The organism is Faecalibacterium sp. OM04-11BH (assembly GCF_003482185.1).
In the GTDB taxonomy this organism is placed as follows: Bacteria; Bacillota; Clostridia; order Oscillospirales; family Ruminococcaceae; genus Faecalibacterium; species Faecalibacterium tardum.
On the sequence record NZ_QULS01000001.1, the window covers coordinates 216,827 to 237,349 of the forward strand.

Sequence of the window (20,523 nt, forward strand, 5' to 3'; positions counted from 1 at the left end):
CTCTAAGCGTTTCTTCTTTTCTTCTTTTTCATGTGAAGAGGGGCAGCCCCATTCGGGGTTGCCCCTCTTTGCTTTTTTACCCCGCACGCCCCCTACACAAATGCCCGCGATTGTGCTATGATAAACGTGAAACCGGGTAGTTCATTCCCGCCCGGTCACAAGATCGAGGTGTTTGTACAAATGTCGGATATTCTGGATACCTTACGGCAGGAAGGGGTGGACCCTGCCCTGCTTGCGGCGGTGCAGGAATACCGCGCCGCCCATACGCTCAGCGAGGCGCTGCGCCCGCGCATTCCCGCCCCTGCCTTTACCTACTACGGCAAAGAGGTGTGGGAGCAGGCGCTGGCGGCCATCCTCTGCGGCGAAAACCTGCTGCTGGCCGGCGGCAAGGCCACCGGCAAAAACGTGCTGGCCGAAAACCTTGCCGCCGCCTTTGGCCGCCCCGCGTGGGACATCTCCTTTCATGTAAACATGGACGCCGCCTCCCTCATCGGCATGGATACCTTTGCGGGCGGGCAGGTGGTGTTCCGTCCCGGGCCGGTGTACCGCTGCGCACAGTGCGGCGGCTTTGGCGTGCTGGACGAGATCAACATGGCCAAAAACGAGGCGCTGGCGGTGCTGCACGCAGTACTGGACTTCCGCCGCGCCATCGACGTACCCGGTTACGACCGCATCCCGCTGGCCGAGGAGACCCGCTTTATTGCCACCATGAACTACGGCTACGCGGGCACCCGGGAGCTGAACGAGGCGCTGACCTCTCGCTTTGCGGTGGTGCAGATGCCCACCATCACCCAAGATAATCTGGAAAAGCTGCTGCGGGCGCAGTTCCCGGATCTTACCGCAAAATATGTGCATCAGTTTGCACTGCTGTTTCTGGACCTGCAGAAAAAATGCGACAGTGCAGAAATTTCTACCAAAGCGCTGGATCTGCGCGGTATGCTGGACGCGCTGCGGCTGATTCGGCGGGGCATCCCGGCCGGGGCGGCGCTGGATATGGGCATCACCAACAAGGCCTTTGACTCCTACGAGCAGGGGCTGATCCGGGACGTGATCGCCGCACGCATCCCGGCCAAGCTGGATGCCGGAAAGCTGTTTGCCTGATGGACGCCCAAAGCTACACCGCGCAGGAGCGGCGTGCGGCCAATCAGGTCTGGGCCGCTGCCGGAGCCTACGGCTTTGAGCCGCTGTTTCTGGCCCGCAACACGGACGGCACCATTGATTTTTACATGAACTGCATCGTGGGGCTGGTGCACAAATACTACGGTGACGCGCTGATCCGGGACATTTTTTCCGCTTGGGAGGGCGATATGCGCCAGCCCATGCTGGACGACATGGCGTGGCTGTACTTAGAAAACGCCGCCTATCGGCTGGAGCTGCCCCGCCGCCCGGTGCTGGAGGCGCTGCGGTTTGCCCACGCGGACTACTTTTTTGCCATCCAGTACAAGCTTTCGCGGCAGGAGTGGATGGCGAAAAACCAGCTGGTGTACACCATGCAGGCTGCCCGCTGGCGCAGGGTGCTTGGACGCACCACCCCGGTCATGACCCCTTACGAGAGCAGCCTTGCTGCCGCGCTGGAACCGGAGACCGTACCGGAACCAGCACAGCTCAAAAACGACCTGCTGGCGCTGTTTGCAAAATTTGCCCTGTTTGACGGCGAGGTACGCCAGAAGCCCGCGCTGCATCTGCGGTTGCAAGGCTTTTGGGCAAAGCTTGCCACCAAAACCATGCCCACCCAGATGATCAAGACCGACCGGGTGACGGTGGAGCATTCCGGTGCGGTGGATGCCACCGGCAGCGGGCTGGCGGTGGACAAGCGCCGGGCAAACATTACCCTGAAGCAGCGCGCCGCGCAGGACCGCGCCTACATTGAAAGCTGCTTCGGGCGCTGCTTCTACCCGCCGGAACAGCTGCACAAGGCCGAGCAGGAGCTGTGCACCGGAGTGCATCTGGGCTGTCATTTGTGGTTCAGCGCCGGTGTGCCCAGCCCGGCGCAGGCGCCCACCCCGGAAGCGCGGCAGCTGGCGCAGCAGGCCGAATTGCAGGCCGAACGCAACCGCGCCTACTATGCAAAAAATCAGGAGCTGCATCGAAGTGTTGTACTGCGCCTTACCGAGCAGATCCGCAACTGCATTTTGGTGCATCAGCAGCCCGACCAGCGGGTGGCACGCAGCGGTGATCTGTGCGCCGGGCGGGTGTGGCGCGCCCCTTACCTGAACGACGACCGGGTGTTTTTGTGCCCGGAGGAGGAAAACTGCCCCGCCTTTACGGTAGATCTGCTGCTGGACGCCTCTGCCTCCCGCCTGCACTGTCAGGAGGTGATCGCGGCGCAGGGTGTCATTCTGGCCGAAAGCTTGGCCAACTGCGGCATTCCGGTGCGGGTAAGCGCCTTCAGCAGCCTGCGGGGCTACACGGTGCTGCGGGTGCTGAAAGGCTTTGCGGACAAGAACCGGCAGAACATTTTCCGCTATTTTGCCTCGGGCTGGAACCGGGACGGTCTGGCGCTGCGGGCAGCAGGTGATTTGATCCGGTATGCCCCCGGCCCCGCCCCGCGCCACCTGATGATCCTGCTGACCGATGCCAGCCCCAACGACAGCCGCCGCATCCCACCCACAGCGGAGAACCCGCTTGGCTGCGCCTACGAGGACGCCGCCGGTGTGGCCGATACCGCCGCGCAGGTGCGCACCTTGCAGCGGCAGGGCGTGCGGGTGTCTGCTGTTTTTATGGGCGAGGACAGCAGCGCCGGTGCCGCCGCGCAGATCTACGGCAAAAATATGGCGCGTATCCGCGGCATGGATCAGCTTGCCCGGGCTGCCGGACGGCTGATCCAGAACGAGATCCGGGAACTTGGCGATTGAAGTAAAATAAAACGACCCCTGTGGGAGCAGTACCGGCCTTAGTCGGCATTTCCCGCAGGGGTCGTTTTTACAACTGTTTATTGCAAAGCACAACCATACTTTGAACCTTTGTTCGCTCTGCGCTACAAGTTTTTGCAAAAATTTGTCGTTTTGAAAAACTTACAGTTGTTTTTTATTCAAAAGTATGCTATACTACGTTCAGAGAAGTTTTATACAGCCTGTCGGCCCGATCACCCGGCTGGCGCTTTTACAACGTTTCGCTGTTTGCTTTTATCGCAAGGCAAGAAATTAGTGCAACATTCAAACAGCATATTTGCGATATGCAATTCAACGTTGTTGCTGCTGCATTAAAAAGTTGAATTGCTATAGGAAGGAGATCAATCATGGACGCTTCCCGCTATTTTGACGCAATGCACAACGCCATGTCCACCCAGCACGCCGGTGCACAGTTGCTGCTTACCGTCCGTTTGCAGGACATCTGCGGCAACGATGCCTATCTTGAAGTAAAACAGCTGCCCGGGGAGCAAAGCGCCCTTGTGTGCTACTCCACCATGGGGCGGCGCTGCCTGAATTTCCAGCTGTTCCGCAAGGGCTGGCAGCTGTGCCACAATGCGGATGGGCAGTTGACCGGGCGTTTTCCGTCCAGTGCCGACAGCCTGCTGAGCCAGACCGACTTCCGCGCCTACTGCCGGGAGGATCGGCTGGATGCTGACCGCACCCAGCGCCTTATTGAGGAGCTTGGGCAGCGCGCCGGGACCAACTATGTTGGCTCCATCCCGCAGAATACCCGCACCGGTGCACAGATCACGGTGGAAAGTCACCTTGGCTGCGGCGCACGCTGGAGTTACTGGAATCAGGACGCTTCGCCCTGCCTGCCGCTGGCCGCAATTTTGTACTGGCTGGCTGATTTTCTGGCCGGGAACGAGCGCCGCGCCCTCCAATCTGACCCGCAGGCCGCTGCACTGGCTGCGCAGTGGCTGGCAAAGGACACCGCTGTGTTCTTCTGCCCCTCCCCTGCCTCGACCGTATCCCCCGCAGCCGGTCATAGTGCCCCTGCTGCACGGCGCACCCGCCCCGCCCCGGTGCCTGCCGCACGCAGCAAGAGCTGGCAGAGCGTTCTGGCCGCCATGGCTGCGGTGTAAGCTGGTACCTTTTCAATCTGGTTTACATATAAAAGACGAGTGCTCGGCAAAACCGAGCACTCGTCTTTTTTACAAAATAACGGCAAAAAAGCACCCCGCCAGCCGTTTCCGATCAGCGGGGTGCTTAGTGCTTATAGTTTACGGTTCAGCTTACGCTGCACAGCACAGGGAGGAGATCACTCCTCGATGTAGCCGTACTGCAGGTACCAGTAGCCGTAGGGGCTGTGCCAGGTGCCCTTCAGAGAAGCGGTCTGCAGCCAGAACTCGTTGTAGTAAGCAACGGGGATGCAGCCCATATCCTCCATCAGGATGTCCTCAGCCTTATGCAGCTGTGCAAAGTGCTCGGTGACATCAGCAACCTTGGAAGCCTCCATAGCAGCATCGAAGTCAGCGTTGGAGTACTTACCATCGTTGTTGCCGTTGCCGGTGCAGAACAGATCCAGCATGTTGGAGGGATCGTTGTAGTCCATGACCCAGCCGTTACGGGCAACATCGTACTCACCTGCACGACGAGCGGGGGTGAAGGAGGACCACTCCATCTTGTTGATGGTCAGGGTAATGCCCAGATCGCCCCAAGTCTGCTGCAGGTACTCTGCCAGAGGCACATGGTAGCCGGAATCGTTGGTGCTGTACTCGATGGTGGGGTAGCCCTCGCCATTGGGGTAGCCAGCCTCTTCCAGCAGCTTCTTAGCCTCGGCCATATTTGCCTCGTAGTCATCAGCAATGTAGGGAGAACCGCCGTTTGCGTTGTCGTAGAAGTAGCCCTGCGCGTCCACGATGGCAGGGCCGACAATGTTGGAAGCAGCAGAGTAGGTGCCCTGCATGATGGTGTTGGCAACGTAGTCGCGGTCGATAGCCAGAGCCAGAGCCTTGCGGACCTTGACATCCTGGAAAGCATCACGCTGCAGATTCATGCTGACGTAGTAGGTGCCCAGAATGGTGTCAACATAGAAGTCGCCGCCGTCCTCTGCCTTGGTCAGGCTGGGGATCTCGTCGGTGGGCACGTCCTTGATCAGGACAGCCTCGCCGCTGTTGTAAGCAGCGAAGGCAGCGGAAGAGTCCTCCAGCAGCAGCAGGGTGATGCTGTCGGAAACGATCTTGGAGCTATCCCAGCCGCCAACGTAGTTGGGGTTCTTAGTCAGAACGATACGCTCGGAGGGAGTCCACTCGGTGATCATGTAGGGGCCGTTGGAGACGAAGGTCTCAGCGGAGGTGCACCATGCATCGCCGTTGGCCTCAACGGTAGCCTGCTGCACAGGGCTCATGGATGCGAAAGCAGCCATCTTGTCGAAGTAGGAGCAGGGGTAGGACAGCACGATGGTCAGGGTCTTGCCGTCGTCGCTTGCCTTGACGTTCAGAGCATCGGTATCACCGGCCTGTGCTGCGTCAAAACCATCGATCATGCCCAGGCAGGTCGCTGCATAGGGAGCAGCGGTAGCAGGATCAGCCATACGCTTAAAGCTGTACTCGAAGTCCTTAGCGGTCAGGTCGGTGCCATCGCTCCACTTCAGACCGTCACGCATGGTGAAGGTCCAGGTCAGGCCGTCCTCGCTTTCTTCCCAGCTCTCAGCCTGGCCGCCAATAACTTCGTTGTTCTCGTTGATGATCAGCAGGGGCTCGAAGATGGTGATGATGGTGTTGGCGCCATCAACAGCGCTGTTCAAAGAGGGATCCAGAGTCTCGGGGTTGGGGCCGTACTGGACGGTAAAACCAGCGGTGTTGACACTGCCGGTAGAAGAGCCAGCAGCGGAAGAAGCAGTGCCGGAGGTTGCGGTAGAACCGGACTTGCTGCCGCCACAGGCTGCCAGACCCAGAGCAGCGGCACCCACGCCTGCAACCTTGAGGAAATTACGACGAGAAATGCGTTTCATAATAATATCCTTCCCTTATATCAAATTTGAGTGTGCCAGGTTCCCCCAGCCGCCTCTATATTCGATCCGGTGCAAATGTACACCGGAGGAACACGAATGATTATAATGCGTTCTCATGCCGGTTACAAGCCCAAAACCTGGACTGTAACCATTTTGTGACAACATTTCAGCACTAAGTTGAATTGTTTTCACCTTTCACTGGTATGAAGTGTTCTCACTTCACGCGGTCAAGGTGATGGCAGGCTGCCCAGTGACCGGTGGAGACCTCCTTGAACTCGGGCACCTCGTTGGCGCACTGCTCGTCTGCATAGGGGCAGCGGGTGCGGAAACGGCAGCCGGACGGCGGATTCAGGGGGCTGGGCACATCGCCCTGCAGCACGATGCGCTTGGACTGGCGGGCCGTAATGGGGTCTGCCACCGGAATTGCGGAGATCAGGCTGCGGGTGTAGGGGTGGATGCTGTGGGCGATCAGCTCGTAGCTGTCGGCCAGCTCCACCATCTTGCCCAGATACATCACGCCGATGCGGTTGGAGATGTGCTTGACAACGCTCAGGTCATGGGCGATGAACAGGTAGGTCAGACCCATCTCCTGCTGCAGATCCTCGAACATATTGACGACCTGTGCCTGAATGGAAACGTCCAGTGCGGAAACAGGCTCGTCACAAACGATGAACTCGGGGTTCACAGCCAGTGCACGGGCAATGCCCACGCGCTGACGCTGACCGCCGGAGAACTCGTGGCAGTAGCGGTTTGCGTGCTCGCTGTTCAGACCAACGCGCTCCAGCAGAGCGATGATCTTATCGTGGCGATCCTTTTCGTTCTCGGCCAGATGATGGATATCAATGCCCTCACCCACGATGTCGCCAATGGTCATGCGGGGATCCAGACTTGCGTAGGGATCCTGAAAAACGATCTGCATCCGGCGGCGGTAGGGCAGCATATCCACTGCGATCTTGTTGTCCTTATCGAACAGCAGGTTGCCGTCATAGTAGATCTTACCGCCGGTGGGTTCGTACAGGCGCAGCAGGGTGCGGCCGGTGGTGGTCTTGCCACAGCCGGACTCGCCTACCAGACCAAGGGTCTCGCCCTTGCGGATGGCAAAGCTTACGTCATCCACAGCCTGAACGTACTTGCGGTTCTTGCCCACACCGCCGGCGGGGAAATACTGCTGCAGGTGCTGGACTTCGACCAGCGTCTTGTGTTCACTCATTCTGCCTTTTCCCCTTTCTCAAATGCAGCCTTCTGCTGCAGCCAGCAGTAGGTATAATGGGTATCGCTAAGCTCGGTGCGCGGGGGCATCTTGCTCAGACAAATCTTCATGCAGTTCTTGCAGCGGGGCGCAAAGGGGCAGCCGGCCGGCGGATTCAGCAGGTCCACAGGGGTACCCTCGATGGGCACAAGGCGCTCGTGCTCTGCGGTGTTCAGCTTGGGGATGGAGTTGATCAGACCCTTGGTGTACTCATGACCCGGCTGGTAGAAGATCTCGTCGGTAGTGCCGTACTCCACAATGTGGCCGGCGTACATGACGGCGATCTTCTCGCACATGGAAGCCACAACACCCAGATCGTGGGTGATCATGATGATGCTCATGCCCAGCTTCTTGCGCAGATCCTGCATCAGCTCAAGGATCTGTGCCTGAATGGTCACGTCCAGTGCAGTGGTAGGCTCGTCAGCGATCAGCAGCTTAGGCTCACAGGCCAGTGCAATCGCGATCATCACGCGCTGGCGCATACCGCCGGAAAGCTCGTGGGGGTACTGCTTCAGACGCTTCTCAGGCTCATTGATGCCAACCAGCTCCAGCAGCTCCTTGGCGCGTGCCCATGCCTCGGCCTTGTTCTTATCGGTGTGCAGGCGGATGACCTCCACGATCTGGTTGCCGATGGTGTACACCGGGTTCAGGCTGGTCATGGGGTCTTGGAAGATGATGGAGACCTCGTTGCCGCGGATCTTGCGGAAGTCCTTCTCCTTCATGTTCTCGATCTCGTGGCCGTTGAACCAAACCTTGCCGCCCACCAGCTTGCCGGGGTAAGCGGTCAGGCCCATAATGGAGTAGGCGGTGACCGACTTACCGGAGCCGGACTCGCCCACAACGCCCAGAACATCGCCCTGATTCATGGTAAAGGAAACGCCGTTCAGTGCCTTTACTTCGCCCGCAGGGGTGAAGAAAGAAAGGCGTTCATCTTTGATATCAAGAATTTTCTCGCTCATTTCTGTTCACCTCATCAATTCTTCAGCTTCGGGTCAAAGGCATCGCGCAGGCCATCGCCGAACAGGTTGAACACAAGGATCATCACGCTGATCATCAGTGCGGGGGCGATCAGCAGATGGGGGTAGGTGTTCATGCCCTTGACGGCATCGGTAGCCAGAGAACCCAGAGAGGGCAGCGGAGCTGCAACGCCCAGACCGATGAAGCTCAGGTAGCTCTCGGTAAAGATGGAAGCCGGGATCTGCAGGGTGGTGGTAACGATCAGAGTACCGATGCAGTTGGTGAGCAGATGCTTTTTGATGATACGGCCGCTAGAAGCGCCCAGTGCGCGGGCAGCGGTAACGTACTCGCTCTCCTTCAGGATCAGGATCTGGCTGCGGACGATACGCGCCATGCCTACCCAGTACAACAGAGCAAAGATGATGAAGATGGAGATCATGTTGGGGCCAAGGGTCTGCATCCACTTGAAGCCGGGCTTGGTAGCCAGTGCATCCAGCGGATCTTTCAGAGCCATGCCCAGCAGGATGATCAGCAGAATATCGGGGATGGTGTACAGAATATCTGTAATACGCATCATGATATTGTCTACCCAGCCGCCGGCAAAGGCCGCAACCGCACCGTAGGTGGCACCGATGATCAGCACCAGCACAGAAGCGATCAGACCGACGGACAGGCTGACGCGGGTGCCCATCATGATACGCACAGCGAAGTCACGACCCATACGGTCGGTGCCCAGAATGTGCGGGAACACCTTTTCGCCTGCGTCGATACGCGCCTGCTCGGAAGCAGAGTACTCAAAGGGCTTCAGGTTGTTGCTGCCCTTCATCTGCTCGGAGTAGCTGTAAGGCCAGACGGCGGGCAGCAGGTAGGCAAAGATGGCAATGGCAATGATGAACACAAAGCTGACCATGGCAATCTTGTTCTTCTTCAGGCGGCGGATACCGTCCTTCCAGAAGTTGACGCTTTCGCGCATGACCACCAGACTCTGCTTTTCCTCATTGCTGGCGGGCAGAAAATCCTCCGCGTTGAGCTGCAGGCTGAGCGGATTCTTTTTAATGTTTTCCATGAAAATCGCTCCTTTCTCTTACTGCAGCTTGATGCGCGGGTCGATGATCTTATAAAGGATATCCACGATCACGTTTGCAATGATGACCATGCTGGACAGCAGGATGGTGGTGCCCATGATCATGGTGTAGTCACGGTTGGTGATGGCAGACACGAAGTCGCGGCCCAGACCGGGCACGGAGAAGATTTTTTCCACCACGAAAGAACCGGTCATCAGGCTGGCCAGCATGGGGCCGACGTAGGTGATGACAGGCAGGATGGCGTTGCGCAGTGCGTGCTTGAACAGGATCATGAACTGGGACACGCCCTTCGCGCGGGCAGTGCGCATATAGTCCTGACCCATAACGTCCAGCAGGCTGGAGCGCATCAGACGGGTGATATAAGCCGAGGGATAGATGGCCAGTGCAGTGACCGGCATGATATAGGCGGCTGCGCTGTTCAGACCAACGGTGGGCAGCACCTTCATTTTCATACCAAACTGGTACAATAGCAGCACGCTGGAAATAAAGCTGGGGATCGCGATGCCACAGGTAGCAAACACGATAATAACGTTATCCAGCCACTTGCCGCGGTTGTAAGCGGAAATGCAGCCCAGCGGGATGCCCACGCACAGAGCCACAACCACTGCAATGCCTGCCAGACGGCAGGACACCGGCAGCTTGCTGGCGATAATCTGGTTCACGGTACGGCCGCGCTGACGCAGGCTCAGACCCAGATCGCCGTGCAGAAGGCTCTCCATGTAGTTGACGTACTGCACACCCAGCGGCTTATCCAGGCCATACTTTTCGGCCAGAGCCTGCTGAGCAGCGGCACTGATGGACTTTTCTGCCACGAACGGGCCACCGGGGACCAGGTTCATGACAAAAAAGGTAACCGTGGCCACAATGAAGATACTGAAGATACCCATTGCGACACGCTTGATGATGTACTTTGCCATCGTTTGATGCCACTCCAATCCTATCAATGAATTACTATTTTTGCTCTCAGGCCGAGCCATACTTTCCCGCAGTCTGCCAGCCTCACACATAGCGGACGTCTGTCCTTGGCACACGGACAGAAAAAGCGAATAATAAAACGATGGCATCTTGCGGTCGCATAAACACCATCGTCCATACCCGAGAAACACTCTATATATTATAAGGGTAACCACGGATTTTGTCAATTTACATGAAAAAAATTCACTTCATTTCAGCAAAGCATGAGCGAAATATTATACTTTATACAAATTTTCTGTATATTTGTAGGTAAAAGTGCTACTTCTTCGGCTTTTGGGTTGATTGTTCCGTTGGTGCGTACAATCTGCCCTCCCCTGTCGGTGCAAAAAGCAGTGTCTCTCTCCCAGAATCATCCATCCATGTCACAGGCATTTTTCTCCATGTTACAGGAAAACCGGCAAAAAAAGATCACCCGCAGCCCCTTCTCCGGCACAGTCGGTGCCCGGGAGATGTGCTGCGGGTGGTCATGGGTCGTTTTGCGGGTCAGGAGTACAGTTTTGCGGTCAGCTGGGAGTACATGGCGCTCTTCTGTGCTTTATAGGAGGCCATCGCCTGATCTGCCAATGCGGTGCTCTGGCCGTTGGCGGTCAGAATGGCGCGCATCTGGCTGACGATGCTTGCCACTTCCTTATCGTAGGACGCCTGCATCGCATACAGTCTGCCGCTTCTTGCCAGTACGATGGAGATCTTGCGTGCCTGTGTCTGCTGAGACTCCGGCAGCGACTTGAACTCTGCTTTTGCTCCGGCAATGCAGCTGTTCAGCTCTGCCTCGGCACGCGCCTTAACGCTGTACAGCTGCTGCAGCAACGCCTTGACCTCTTTTTCATAAGCGGCTTCCTGTTTACTGGAAGAGGACGCCGGTTTTTCTGTGGCAGCTGCCGTGCCGGAGCTGGACGCAACGGTGGTGTTCTCCTGCTTGCCGGAGGAAGCGGTACTGCCGCTCTCCGTCCGGGAGTCAGCGCTCCCCGAAGAAGCAGAAGAACCCGCCGGGGCGGACGCCGAATCTGCTCCCTCCTGCGGAGCACTGGCTGATGCTTTCTGTTCCCCACTGTTGGACGCAGCGGCTTCGTCGGTCAGTTCTTCCAGCGTGATCTCGCCGCTGAGCAGCTTATCCAGATCCTCATCCGTCAGGGTGAGCTGTGTACTGTCTGCCGAGGCGTCCGGCAGGGTTTCCGGCAGACCGGCTGCCATACTGTGGAGATAGAACAGCACCCCAAGGACTGCTGCTGCCAGCAGAACCACCAGCGCACCCAGCACGATCAATACGATTTTCAGGACCTTATTTTTCTTCATACCAAAATCCGCTGCCCGGGCAGAGTGCACCTCCGCCCGGGCAGTTTTCTCCTTGTAATAGGATCAGACCCATCTGCCCAAAAACTTTTTGGGCTGATGCAGGGTCACAGCGTCCAGCTCCTGATCGTGGAACAGCTCATCGCCGTTGTGCACGATGCGGGCGGCAGTTCCCTTACCCAGCAGCTTTTCCAGCTGCTGCACGCCCTGTGCCATGTGTGGCGGGCGCTTGTCCGGGGAATGGGTGTCGGTGGAGATGACATGAACTAATCCCCACTGGATGAACTTACACAACTTTTTGCAGAGCTTAGGCTCCAGCAGTGCTCCTGCGTTGATCTGTGCATAGGCACCGGCGGCTACCCAGTCGTACAATAGAGTGGGATCCTCCAGCACATAGGGGTAGCGCTCGATATGCGCGATCAACGGCACGATGCCCTGCTGCTGCAAATTATACAGGGTCTGCCGAATAAAATGCGGCTTGTGGGTGGTGGGAAACTCCAGCAGCAGATAGGCGGTGTCCCCCATGCACAGCGCTCGGGTGTCCAGCTCGCACAGACCGGGAGAGAAGAACACCTCTGCACCCAGCTTGAAGTCGAACTGCATGGGCTGCCCTTCCAGTGCGGCGGTCAGCTGTTCAAAGGCAGTCTGCCGCTTTTCCGTAAAGGCTTCTACCGTGGTGCGTTCGCTGTTGAAGTGGCTGGTGAACGCGATATTGCGCACACCATCCTCATATTCCCTGCGCAGCAGCTCCAGCGAGACTGCCGTATCCTTTGCGCCGTCATCCATGCCGGGCAGAATGTGACAATGCAGATCGGTCATAACAATGCTTCCTTATTATTTACCGGCAGTGGCATCCTGCTTGCCGTAGGCATAGTTGTAGTTGTAAGCATAGCTGTATGCGTAGCTGGAGCCCTTGAGTGCCTTCTTCATGTCGTATCGGGTCAGCACGCTGCCCAGCACCCGGACACCGGCATCCTGTAGCTTTTTCACTGCGCCGCGCACTGCATCGGCGGGGGCGTAGTCGGAGCGCACTACAAAGATGGCGCCATCCACATAGCGGCCGATGACGGCTGCATCGGTGACCACCGACACCGGGGGTGCATCAAAGATGACAAAATCGAACTTCTGGCGCAGAGTATCCACCATAGCCTGCATCTGCGGCTGGCTCAGCATCTCGGAGGGGTTCGGCGGCGGGGTGCCTGCGGGCAGGAAGGTCATGTTCATTTCCTTCAGCTCCTGCAAAGCCTCGTCCAGCGTGCACTGGTTGGACAGCACGTTGGAAACGCCCTTTACATTGTGACCGGCCTTCAGATAGCGGTGCAGCACCGGCTTGCGCAGGTCGCAATCCACCAGCGCCACCTTTTTGCCGCTTTCGGCCAGCGTCAGCGCCAGATTGATCGCCACATTGCTCTTGGATTCCTCCGGCACGGTACTGGTGATGACCAGCGTGTGCACGTCCATGGAGCCTGCCATAAAGTCCAGATTGGTGCGCAGAGACTTGTAAGCCTCCACATAGCCAAAGGGCATCTTTTTATCGGTGATCAGCTGCAGGGTGCGGTGCTCACCTTCTTTTTTCTTTTTACCAAACAGATTCCACATCGTCTTACACCTCCGGGATCAGGCCCAGCACGGGCAGGCCGAGCTTCTTCTGAATATCTTCGTCATCCACAATGGTATCATGCAGCAGATGTGCCAGCACCAGCACGCCGCACACCAGAACAGCGCCCAGCAGACCGGCCATTACAACGTACTTCTTGGTCTGGGGGAACACCTTGTTGGGGTTGATAGACACATCGCTCACCGTCTTGCAGGAACCGGCTTCCACCTTTTCCACCAGCACGTCGGGCACGATGTCCGCAATGGTCTGTGCGATCTCACCCGCACGCTCTGCATCCGTATCGGTGACCGTGATCTTCATGATCTGGGTAGAGTCCACATCGGCAACATCCACCATGTCGTACAGCTCGGCGTAGGTCATGTCCAGATTCAGCTCATCAATGACCTCGTTCAGCACGGTGTTGCCCTTGATGATGACCGCATAGGTGCTGATCAGGTTCTTAGCCGAGTTGAAGTTATCACTGGTGAAAGTAGTGGTCGTGTCCTGCCGGGTGTTCACGATCATGTTGATGGAAGCCTGATACTTGGGTGTAAGCGCAAACATACACACCAGCAGGCAGATCAGCGCTGCCGCAACAGCTGCTGCCACGATCTGCACAGCATGAGCCCACAGCAGGCGCGCCAGTTCCATCAGATCAATGGTCTCTTCGTCCTCCATGTTCCGGAGCGACTGTCCCATAGTTGTTTTTTCGTCCATAATAGAGAAACTCACCTTTCTTGTTCTTCCGCAGTGCAAGAAATGTACACCGGGTTCCTATAGATACACATTCGTTCTTTAATGATAACATATCTCGTTGTATTTTACAAGCAAAAATGCCATTTTCTACCGGCAAATACATGGATAAAATGTGCCATCTCCCGTACAAAAAAGGCATCCGCAGCACGTTGATGGCTGCGGATGCCCTAATTTTATGGATTTTTAGCAAAAGCGCTTAACGGGAGCCCTTGTCGTAGGGGATACCCTCGGCCTTGGGTGCCATGCTGTTCTTGGAGGTAAAGGCCAGAATGACCATGGAGGCCACAAAGGGCATCATATTATAGATGTTGCTGGACCAGTGCAGCTGTGCAAGAAAGGTGGAGTCTGCGATGTTGGCAAGGCTCTTGAACACGGCAAAGAACATTGCCGCGCCAAAGATGTGGAAGGGCTTCCACTGACCAAAGATCATAACTGCCAGTGCCAAAAAGCCTGCACCGGCCACGCCGACTTCAAAGTTCCAGGTTTGCACCGGGGGCACGATATAGGCCAGACCGCCGATGGCGCCCAGCGCACCGGAAAGGATGACACCGGCGTAACGCATCTTGTAAACGTTGATGCCCACCGAGTCCGCAGCCTGCGGATGCTCGCCGCAGGCACGCAGGCGCAGGCCAAAGCGGGTCTTATACAGCACGATGTAGCTGACCACCAGCAAGATCAGCCCCAACGGCACGAACACGCTGAGCTCCAGCCCGCCGATGCTGAACAGGAAGGGCTTGTTGGAGTAATTCAGCTTGGCGCTGCCGCTCTCGCTGAAGTACTTGGAGATGACCACGGCAATGGCGGTAGCCAGCAGGTTCAGTGCCGTGCCGCCGATGGTCTGGTCTGCCTTCAGGTTGATGGAGGCAAAGGCCAACAGCAGACTGTAAACCACGCCCGCCAGCGCTGCCACCAGAATGGAGATGAGCACCACAAGGAAGGGCGACAGGCTTGCAGGCAGCATAGTCAGGGTAAGCACACCGGCCACACCGCCGATGACCATGATGCCCTCCAGCGCAATGTTGATGATGCCGGAATGTTCGCTGAACATACCGCCCAGTGCCACCAGCATCAGCACGATACCGTACAGCAGGGTATATTTGATCAGAAGCAGCATATTACTTGCCCTCCTTTTTGGTCTTTTCTGCGGCAGGCGCAGGCTCTGCGTTCACGTTGGTCTTTTCGGCATTCCGGAACAGCAGGCTCTGGATCTTGCCGCGGAACAGCATGGAGAATGCGCACAGGTAGATGATGATGCCGCTGATCAGATCCGAGATCTCAGTGGGGTAAAATTTGGTGGACAGGAAGGAGCCGCCGACCGAGATATGGGAGATGAACAGCGCAGAGAACACGGTACCGATGGGGTTGGAGCTTGCCAGCAGTGCCACCGAGATACCGTTGAAGCCCATGCCCGGCAGGCTGGTGGAGTTCAGCGGGTTCCACTGGGACACGTTGGACAGAAAGAACAGACCCGCGCCGAAGCCCGCCAGCGCACCGGCAATGGCCATGGAGAGGATGATGTTCTTCTTCTCGTTGATACCGGCATAGCGGGCGGCGTTCTTGTTCAGGCCAACAGCCTTGAGCTCGTAGCCGAAGGTGGTCTTGTTCAGCACCACCCAGATCAGCACGGCCACCGCTGCCGCTAAGAAGATGGCAATGGTGGTGCTGTTGGTCTGGAACAGCTTGTTCAGGCCGAAGTCCGGGATCAGGGACTGGGCAAAATCGGCATTCTTGCTCAGGTTCAAGGTACGGGTGTTGCGCACATCGTACATAGGGCCTGTACCGTTCTGGTAGATGAGCTCATTCACCAGATACAGGCCGATCCAGTTGAACATAATGGAGGTAATGACCTCGTTGATGTTGAAGTAGGCCTTGAAGAAACCGGGGATCGCGCCCCACAGGCCGCCCAGCACGGCTGCTGCCAGCAGGCAGACGAACCAAGGCAGCTTGAGCATGATGGCGCAGTACAGCGCACCGTAAGCGCCCAGCGTGTACTGACCGGCTGCACCGATGTTGAACAGGCCGGTCTTGAAGGCAAAGGCCACGGACAGACCGGTCATGATCAGGGGTGCGGCATTGGCAAGCTCCTTGCCCACGCCGTAGGGGGCATCGTGGAAGCCGCCCTTGATGATGCGCACAAAACCATCGCCCCATGCGTGTGCGGGGTTGATGGCCACCAGCACCAGAAATCCCACCAGCAAACCAATCAGGATGCACAGCAGTGCAGCCAGCACGCTGGTAACAGAACTTTGCAGGCTGCCGCTGTGGGAAAGTTTTTTCTTATTCATGTGTTACTGCTCCTCCTTTCCCTGCTTGCGGGCGCCTGCCATATACAGACCCAGCTCCTGCACGGTGGTGGTCTTGGGGTCAAACTCGCCCACGATCTCGCCCTCGTACATTACAAGGATGCGGTCAGAAAGGTTCATCACCTCGTCCAGCTCCAAGCTGACCAGCAGCACGGCCTTGCCCCTGTCGCGCTCGGCCACGATCTGGCGGTGGATGTACTCAATAGCACCCACATCCAGGCCACGGGTGGGCTGCACTGCCACCAGCAGCTTGGGGTCGCGGTCGATCTCGCGGGCGATGATCGCCTTCTGCTGGTTGCCGCCGGACATACTGCGCACGGTGGTCACACTGCCCTGACCGCTGCGCACGTCGTACTGCTTGATCAGCCGGTCGGAGTACTCGCGCACCTTATCGGCACGGATAAAGCCACCCTTCTGGAACTCCGGCTGCCAGTAGCGCTGCAGCACGATGTTGTTTTCCAGACTGAAATCCAGCACCAGACCGTGCTTGTGGCGGTCCTCCGGGATGTGACCCATGCCGTCCTTGGAGCGCTGGCGGATGCTCTCGTGGGTGATGTCCTTGCCGTCCAGCGTAAGCTTGCCGCTAGACACCTTGCTCAGACCGGTCAGGCCGTAGATGAACTCGGTCTGACCGTTGCCCTCGATGCCCGCCAGACAGACGATCTCGCCTGCGTGCACCTTGAAGGACACATTCTTTACCACGTCCTTCTTGCGCTGGTCGTTATGGATGGTAACGTTCTCCACATCCAGCACGGTCTCGCCGGGGTGCGCGGGCTGCTTTTCTACCTGCAGCTGCACGTCGCGGCCCACCATGCGACGGGAAAGCTCTTCCTTGGTAGTGTCCTTGATATCCACCGTGCCCATATATTTGCCCTTGCGCAGCACGGTGCAGCGGTCAGCCACAGCCATGATCTCGTTGAGCTTATGGGTGATGAACAGGATGGACTTGCCCTCCTTCTTGAACCCGCGCATGATCTCCATCAGCTCGTCGATCTCCTGCGGGGTCAGCACAGCGGTGGGCTCGTCAAAAATCAGGATCTCGTTGTCGCGGTATAGCATCTTCAAAATCTCTACGCGCTGCTGCATACCCACCGAGATATCGCTGATGAGTGCGTCCGGGTCTACCCGCAGACCGTACTTTTCGCTCAGCGCCATCACCTTTTTGCGTGCCTCGGCCTTCTGCAAAAAGCCCATCTTGTTGGGCTCCACGCCCAGAATGATGTTGTCCAGCACGCTGAAGCATTCCACCAGCTTGAAGTGCTGGTGCACCATGCCGATGCCCAGTGCGTTGGCATCGTTGGGGTTGCGGATGGCAACCTCCTTGCCGTTTTTCAGGATCTTGCCCTGTTCCGGCTGATACAGGCCGAACAGCACGCTCATCAGTGTACTTTTGCCCGCGCCATTCTCGCCCAGAAGGGCGTGTACCTCGCCCTTGCGCAGTTGCAGGGTGATATCATCGTTTGCCTTGATACCGGGGAATTCCTTGGTAATGTGGAGCATCTCGATCACATAATCCTCTGCCAATCTGCTCACTCTCCTTTCGTGCCGTAACGACACCTTTTTTATACTACAAACCATTATACCTGATTTTTTGCGGTTTGCACACGGCTTTTTGATTTTTTGTCAAAAAGCACAAGTAAAAGTATTACTTTTGTACGGTCTGCACGATTTCCAACCTGATTCTCCCACACAGGCATACAAAAAGGGCGGGGTGCCCCTGCATGAGCACCCCGCCCCTATTACGGGAGTAATTCCGGGATAGCGATTACTGGATGTAGTTGACCTTGGTGAACTCGCTGACGGTGGGCTTGGTAGCGTCGTCGGAGCTGTTGTCCACAACGAGCTCGCCGGAAGCGATCTTGCTCTTCAGGGTCTCGTATTCGTCCTTGGTGAAGGTCTTGAAGTTCCAGCTGTCATCAGCAGTGGGCAGACCAACGTAGTCGCCGTCCTCCAGACCGAAGTTGCCGTTGGTAGCAGCGATGTTGCTCCACTCGCCGGCCTCGATGTCGCCCAGAGCGGTGCTGACAGACTCAGACAGGCCCTTCATAGCGGAGGTGACGAAGGGGTTGTAAGCGTAGCCGTCCTTTGCCACGCCGTTGACACCGATGTAGTTCTGGTCAACGTCAACGCCCACAACGTAGCCGTTGTTCTTCAGAGCAGCCTCGACAGCGGAGGTGTAGATGCCGCCGCCGCAGGCAAAGACGATCTGGGTGCCGTTGGCATACCAGCCCTCCATACGGGAGGTGATGTTGGCATCGCCGTAGAACTGGCCGCCGTAGAAGTAGTTGATATCAATGTTGGTGCCCAGCTCCTTTGCAGCAGCGTCAGCGCCCTGCACATAGCCGTAGCCGTAACGGATCACAGCGGGCACAGCCATGCCGCCCAGGAAGCCCAGCTTGGTGTAGCCGTCCTTGACAACGGCGTAGCCTGCCAGATAGCCTGCCTGCTCCTCCTTGAAGGTGATGCAGTAGCAGTTGGCGGGGATGCTGTCGGTGCCGATATCACCCTGGGTCACATCGATAGCGATGAGCTTGACGTCAGGGTACTGCTCAGCAGCCCATGCCAGAGAGGCACCGTACAGGTAGCCCACGCAGACGATAACGTCAGCGCCATCGTTGACAGCCTGACGGATCATGGTCTCACGGTCCTCATCGGAAGCATCGGAATCGGGGATGTAGTACTGGCAGTTGTCGCCCATGTAGCTGGAAACAGCAGCCCAGCAAGCCTGGTTGAAGCTCTCATCATCGATTGTGCCAGTATCGCAGGTCAGAGCGACCTTGGCGATCTTCTCAGCGCCGTCTGCTGCGCCGGAAGCGGCGGCAGAGCTGGCAGCTGCGGAAGAAGCAGTGCTGGTAGAAGAAGCGGAAGAACCGCCGCAGGCGGTCAGAGCAGCGGCAGCGGCAGCAGCACCGGCCACAGCCAGAAAGTTACGACGAGAAATCTTCATAAGAAACTCTCCTTTTATTTTAAAAAATTGCGTCAAATGAATGGAATGTGCGCTCTGGCACATTTACTGGCTCAAGTATAGCGGGTGGATGTGACAGATGCAAGCAATTTCCGATTACAAATTCTTTACAAATCCCTTGTATAATTTAGGAAAAAGCAATGCTTTTCCACTAATTTTCCCCTGCTTGCGCTGTTTTTCAAAGAAGAACACTTACTCCTTTTCCACGGCACTGTTGCCCGCCACGTTGGAGGGGCCAAAGCCGAAGGGCAGCAGCTCGTCCATGCTGCGCTCGATGAAATCCTCCGGGGTCTTTGCCATAATGACGTTCAGTTCCGGCCCGCCGAACTCGAACAATGCCTGACGGCACACCCCGCAGGGCGAGGTGATCTGTCGGTTCACCTCGCCCCGACGGCTGCCCACCACGGCGATATCCGTAAACGCGGTCACGCCCTCCGCCACCGCCTTGAACAAGGCGGTGCGCTCGGCGCAGCTGGTGGGGGTAAAGGCGGCGTTCTCCACGTTGCAGCCGGTAAAGATGCGGCCATCCGCAGCGCGCAGTGCAGCGCCCACCATAAAATCACTGTACGGTGCATAGGCCTTTTCCCGCGCGGCCAGTGCCATGCGGATCAGCTGCTGCTTTTCTTCCATGGTCAGTTTTGTCATGCTGTTCCCTCCTTTTACGGGCAAAAACAGCGCGGCTGTGCCTTTGGCGGCAGCCGCGCTGGAAAATTATGCGATCAGTACTCTGCGCCCAGAGCGACCTTCATCATATCGGTAAAGCTCTTCTGGCGCTCCTCGGCGGTGGTGATGCCGGGGGCCACAAAGCTGTCCGAGATGGTCAGCAGGCAGGCGGCGTTCTTGCCCAGCACCTGCGCGTTGGCAAACAGGGCAAAGCTTTCCATCTCCACGCACAGGCAGCCGTCCTCGTCCCGCAGCTTTTCCCAGTAGGTGGGCTTTGCGTCCGAGGGCTGGCGGTAGAACACATCCGAGGAGTGGATGTTGCCCTCGATCAGAGGGATGCCCTGCTTTGCAGCGGAGGCACGCAGCTTTTCATTCAAAGCTGCGCTGGGCAGGGTGATGTTGCCGGTAAAGCCGCTCTGCACCCGGGCGTAGTTGCTCTCGCTCACAGCGCCGGTAGCCAACACGGTGTCAAACAGCTTAGCCTTTTCGGTATAGCTGCCGGCAGAGCCGATGCGGATGATGTTCTCCACGCCGTAGAAGCTGAACAGCTCGTAGGAGTAGATGCCAATAGAGGGCATACCCATACCGCTGCCCATCACGCTGATGGGACGGCCTTCGTAGGTGCCGGTAAAGCCCAGCATCCCGCGCACACCGGTCACCTGCCGGACATCCTGCAAAAAGGTGTCGGCAATAAACTTGGCACGCAGGGGGTCACCCGGCATAAGGACTGTCTTGGCGAAATCGCCCATTTCTGCGCTGATGTGAGGGGTAGACATAGATGATCTCTCCTTTTTATTCATGATACAGCAGAGGGG

General features: G+C 57.4%; 18 protein-coding genes. 3 read left to right on the top strand and 15 right to left on the bottom strand.

Features of this window, described 5'->3' with window-relative positions:
* The first annotated feature begins 180 nt into the window (after positions 1-180).
* The 3 genes from DXB44_RS00925 to DXB44_RS00935 all read left to right on the top strand — a co-directional run bounded on the left by DXB44_RS00925 (position 181) and on the right by DXB44_RS00935 (position 3,997).
* Positions 181-1,101, top strand: coding sequence for a MoxR family ATPase (locus DXB44_RS00925; protein WP_118657410.1), 921 nt, complete (start codon positions 181-183; stop codon positions 1,099-1,101).
* The gene (locus DXB44_RS00930) at positions 1,101-2,855 is read left to right on the top strand and encodes a hypothetical protein (protein WP_118657411.1); all 1,755 of its coding nucleotides are present in this window, start codon (positions 1,101-1,103) and stop codon (positions 2,853-2,855) included. Before DXB44_RS00925 ends, DXB44_RS00930 begins: the two co-directional genes overlap by 1 nt.
* 383 nt (positions 2,856-3,238) lie before the next feature.
* The gene (locus DXB44_RS00935; protein WP_118657412.1) at positions 3,239-3,997 is read left to right on the top strand and encodes a hypothetical protein; all 759 of its coding nucleotides are present in this window, start codon (positions 3,239-3,241) and stop codon (positions 3,995-3,997) included.
* Between the two features lie 176 nt (positions 3,998-4,173).
* Here DXB44_RS00935 and DXB44_RS00940 read toward each other — a convergent pair whose 3' ends face one another.
* From DXB44_RS00940 to deoD, 15 genes are all read right to left on the bottom strand, one after another.
* Positions 4,174-5,868 carry a peptide ABC transporter substrate-binding protein gene (locus DXB44_RS00940; protein WP_118657413.1) on the bottom strand — a complete coding sequence of 565 codons (1,695 nt, stop codon included), beginning with the start codon at positions 5,866-5,868 and terminating at the stop codon, positions 4,174-4,176.
* Between the two features lie 214 nt (positions 5,869-6,082).
* Positions 6,083-7,078, bottom strand: a complete 996-nt coding sequence (locus tag DXB44_RS00945) for an ABC transporter ATP-binding protein (RefSeq protein ID WP_055184940.1) — start codon at positions 7,076-7,078, stop codon at positions 6,083-6,085.
* Positions 7,075-8,076 carry an ABC transporter ATP-binding protein gene (locus DXB44_RS00950; RefSeq protein WP_118657414.1) on the bottom strand — a complete coding sequence of 334 codons (1,002 nt, stop codon included), beginning with the start codon at positions 8,074-8,076 and terminating at the stop codon, positions 7,075-7,077. Before DXB44_RS00950 ends, DXB44_RS00945 begins: the two co-directional genes overlap by 4 nt.
* 14 nt (positions 8,077-8,090) lie before the next feature.
* Positions 8,091-9,140 carry an ABC transporter permease gene (locus DXB44_RS00955; RefSeq protein WP_113621166.1) on the bottom strand — a complete coding sequence of 350 codons (1,050 nt, stop codon included), beginning with the start codon at positions 9,138-9,140 and terminating at the stop codon, positions 8,091-8,093.
* A gap of 18 nt (positions 9,141-9,158) precedes the next feature.
* Positions 9,159-10,076 (bottom strand): ABC transporter permease, encoded by a 918-nt coding sequence (locus DXB44_RS00960; RefSeq protein WP_055184934.1) that lies wholly within the window; start codon positions 10,074-10,076, stop codon positions 9,159-9,161.
* Positions 10,077-10,617: 541 nt separating this feature from the next.
* The gene (locus DXB44_RS00965; protein WP_118657528.1) at positions 10,618-11,427 is read right to left on the bottom strand and encodes a hypothetical protein; all 810 of its coding nucleotides are present in this window, start codon (positions 11,425-11,427) and stop codon (positions 10,618-10,620) included.
* Between the two features lie 63 nt (positions 11,428-11,490).
* The gene (locus tag DXB44_RS00970; protein ID WP_118657415.1) at positions 11,491-12,243 is read right to left on the bottom strand and encodes a CpsB/CapC family capsule biosynthesis tyrosine phosphatase; all 753 of its coding nucleotides are present in this window, start codon (positions 12,241-12,243) and stop codon (positions 11,491-11,493) included.
* A 15-nt stretch (positions 12,244-12,258) separates the two neighbouring features.
* Positions 12,259-13,023 (bottom strand): CpsD/CapB family tyrosine-protein kinase, encoded by a 765-nt coding sequence (locus tag DXB44_RS00975; RefSeq protein ID WP_118657416.1) that lies wholly within the window; start codon positions 13,021-13,023, stop codon positions 12,259-12,261.
* Between the two features lie 4 nt (positions 13,024-13,027).
* Complete coding sequence (locus tag DXB44_RS00980; protein WP_118657417.1) at positions 13,028-13,738, bottom strand: Wzz/FepE/Etk N-terminal domain-containing protein; 711 nt, start codon at positions 13,736-13,738, stop codon at positions 13,028-13,030.
* 235 nt (positions 13,739-13,973) lie between these two features.
* Entirely contained in the window at positions 13,974-14,891 is a 918-nt protein-coding gene (locus tag DXB44_RS00985; protein WP_097779607.1) for an ABC transporter permease, read from the bottom strand.
* A 1-nt stretch (position 14,892) separates the two neighbouring features.
* Entirely contained in the window at positions 14,893-16,062 is a 1,170-nt protein-coding gene (locus DXB44_RS00990) for an ABC transporter permease (RefSeq protein ID WP_055184922.1), read from the bottom strand.
* A gap of 3 nt (positions 16,063-16,065) precedes the next feature.
* Entirely contained in the window at positions 16,066-17,580 is a 1,515-nt protein-coding gene (locus DXB44_RS00995) for an ABC transporter ATP-binding protein (RefSeq protein WP_118657529.1), read from the bottom strand.
* A 265-nt stretch (positions 17,581-17,845) separates the two neighbouring features.
* Positions 17,846-19,027: a BMP family ABC transporter substrate-binding protein gene (locus DXB44_RS01000; protein ID WP_118657418.1), complete on the bottom strand. Its 1,182-nt coding sequence runs from the start codon at positions 19,025-19,027 to the stop codon at positions 17,846-17,848.
* A 210-nt stretch (positions 19,028-19,237) separates the two neighbouring features.
* A complete protein-coding gene (gene cdd / locus DXB44_RS01005; protein ID WP_118657419.1) occupies positions 19,238-19,690 on the bottom strand; it encodes a cytidine deaminase in 453 nt (150 codons plus the stop codon).
* Between the two features lie 74 nt (positions 19,691-19,764).
* A complete protein-coding gene (gene deoD / locus DXB44_RS01010; RefSeq protein ID WP_044960247.1) occupies positions 19,765-20,484 on the bottom strand; it encodes a purine-nucleoside phosphorylase in 720 nt (239 codons plus the stop codon).
* Positions 20,485-20,523: the final 39 nt, after the last annotated feature.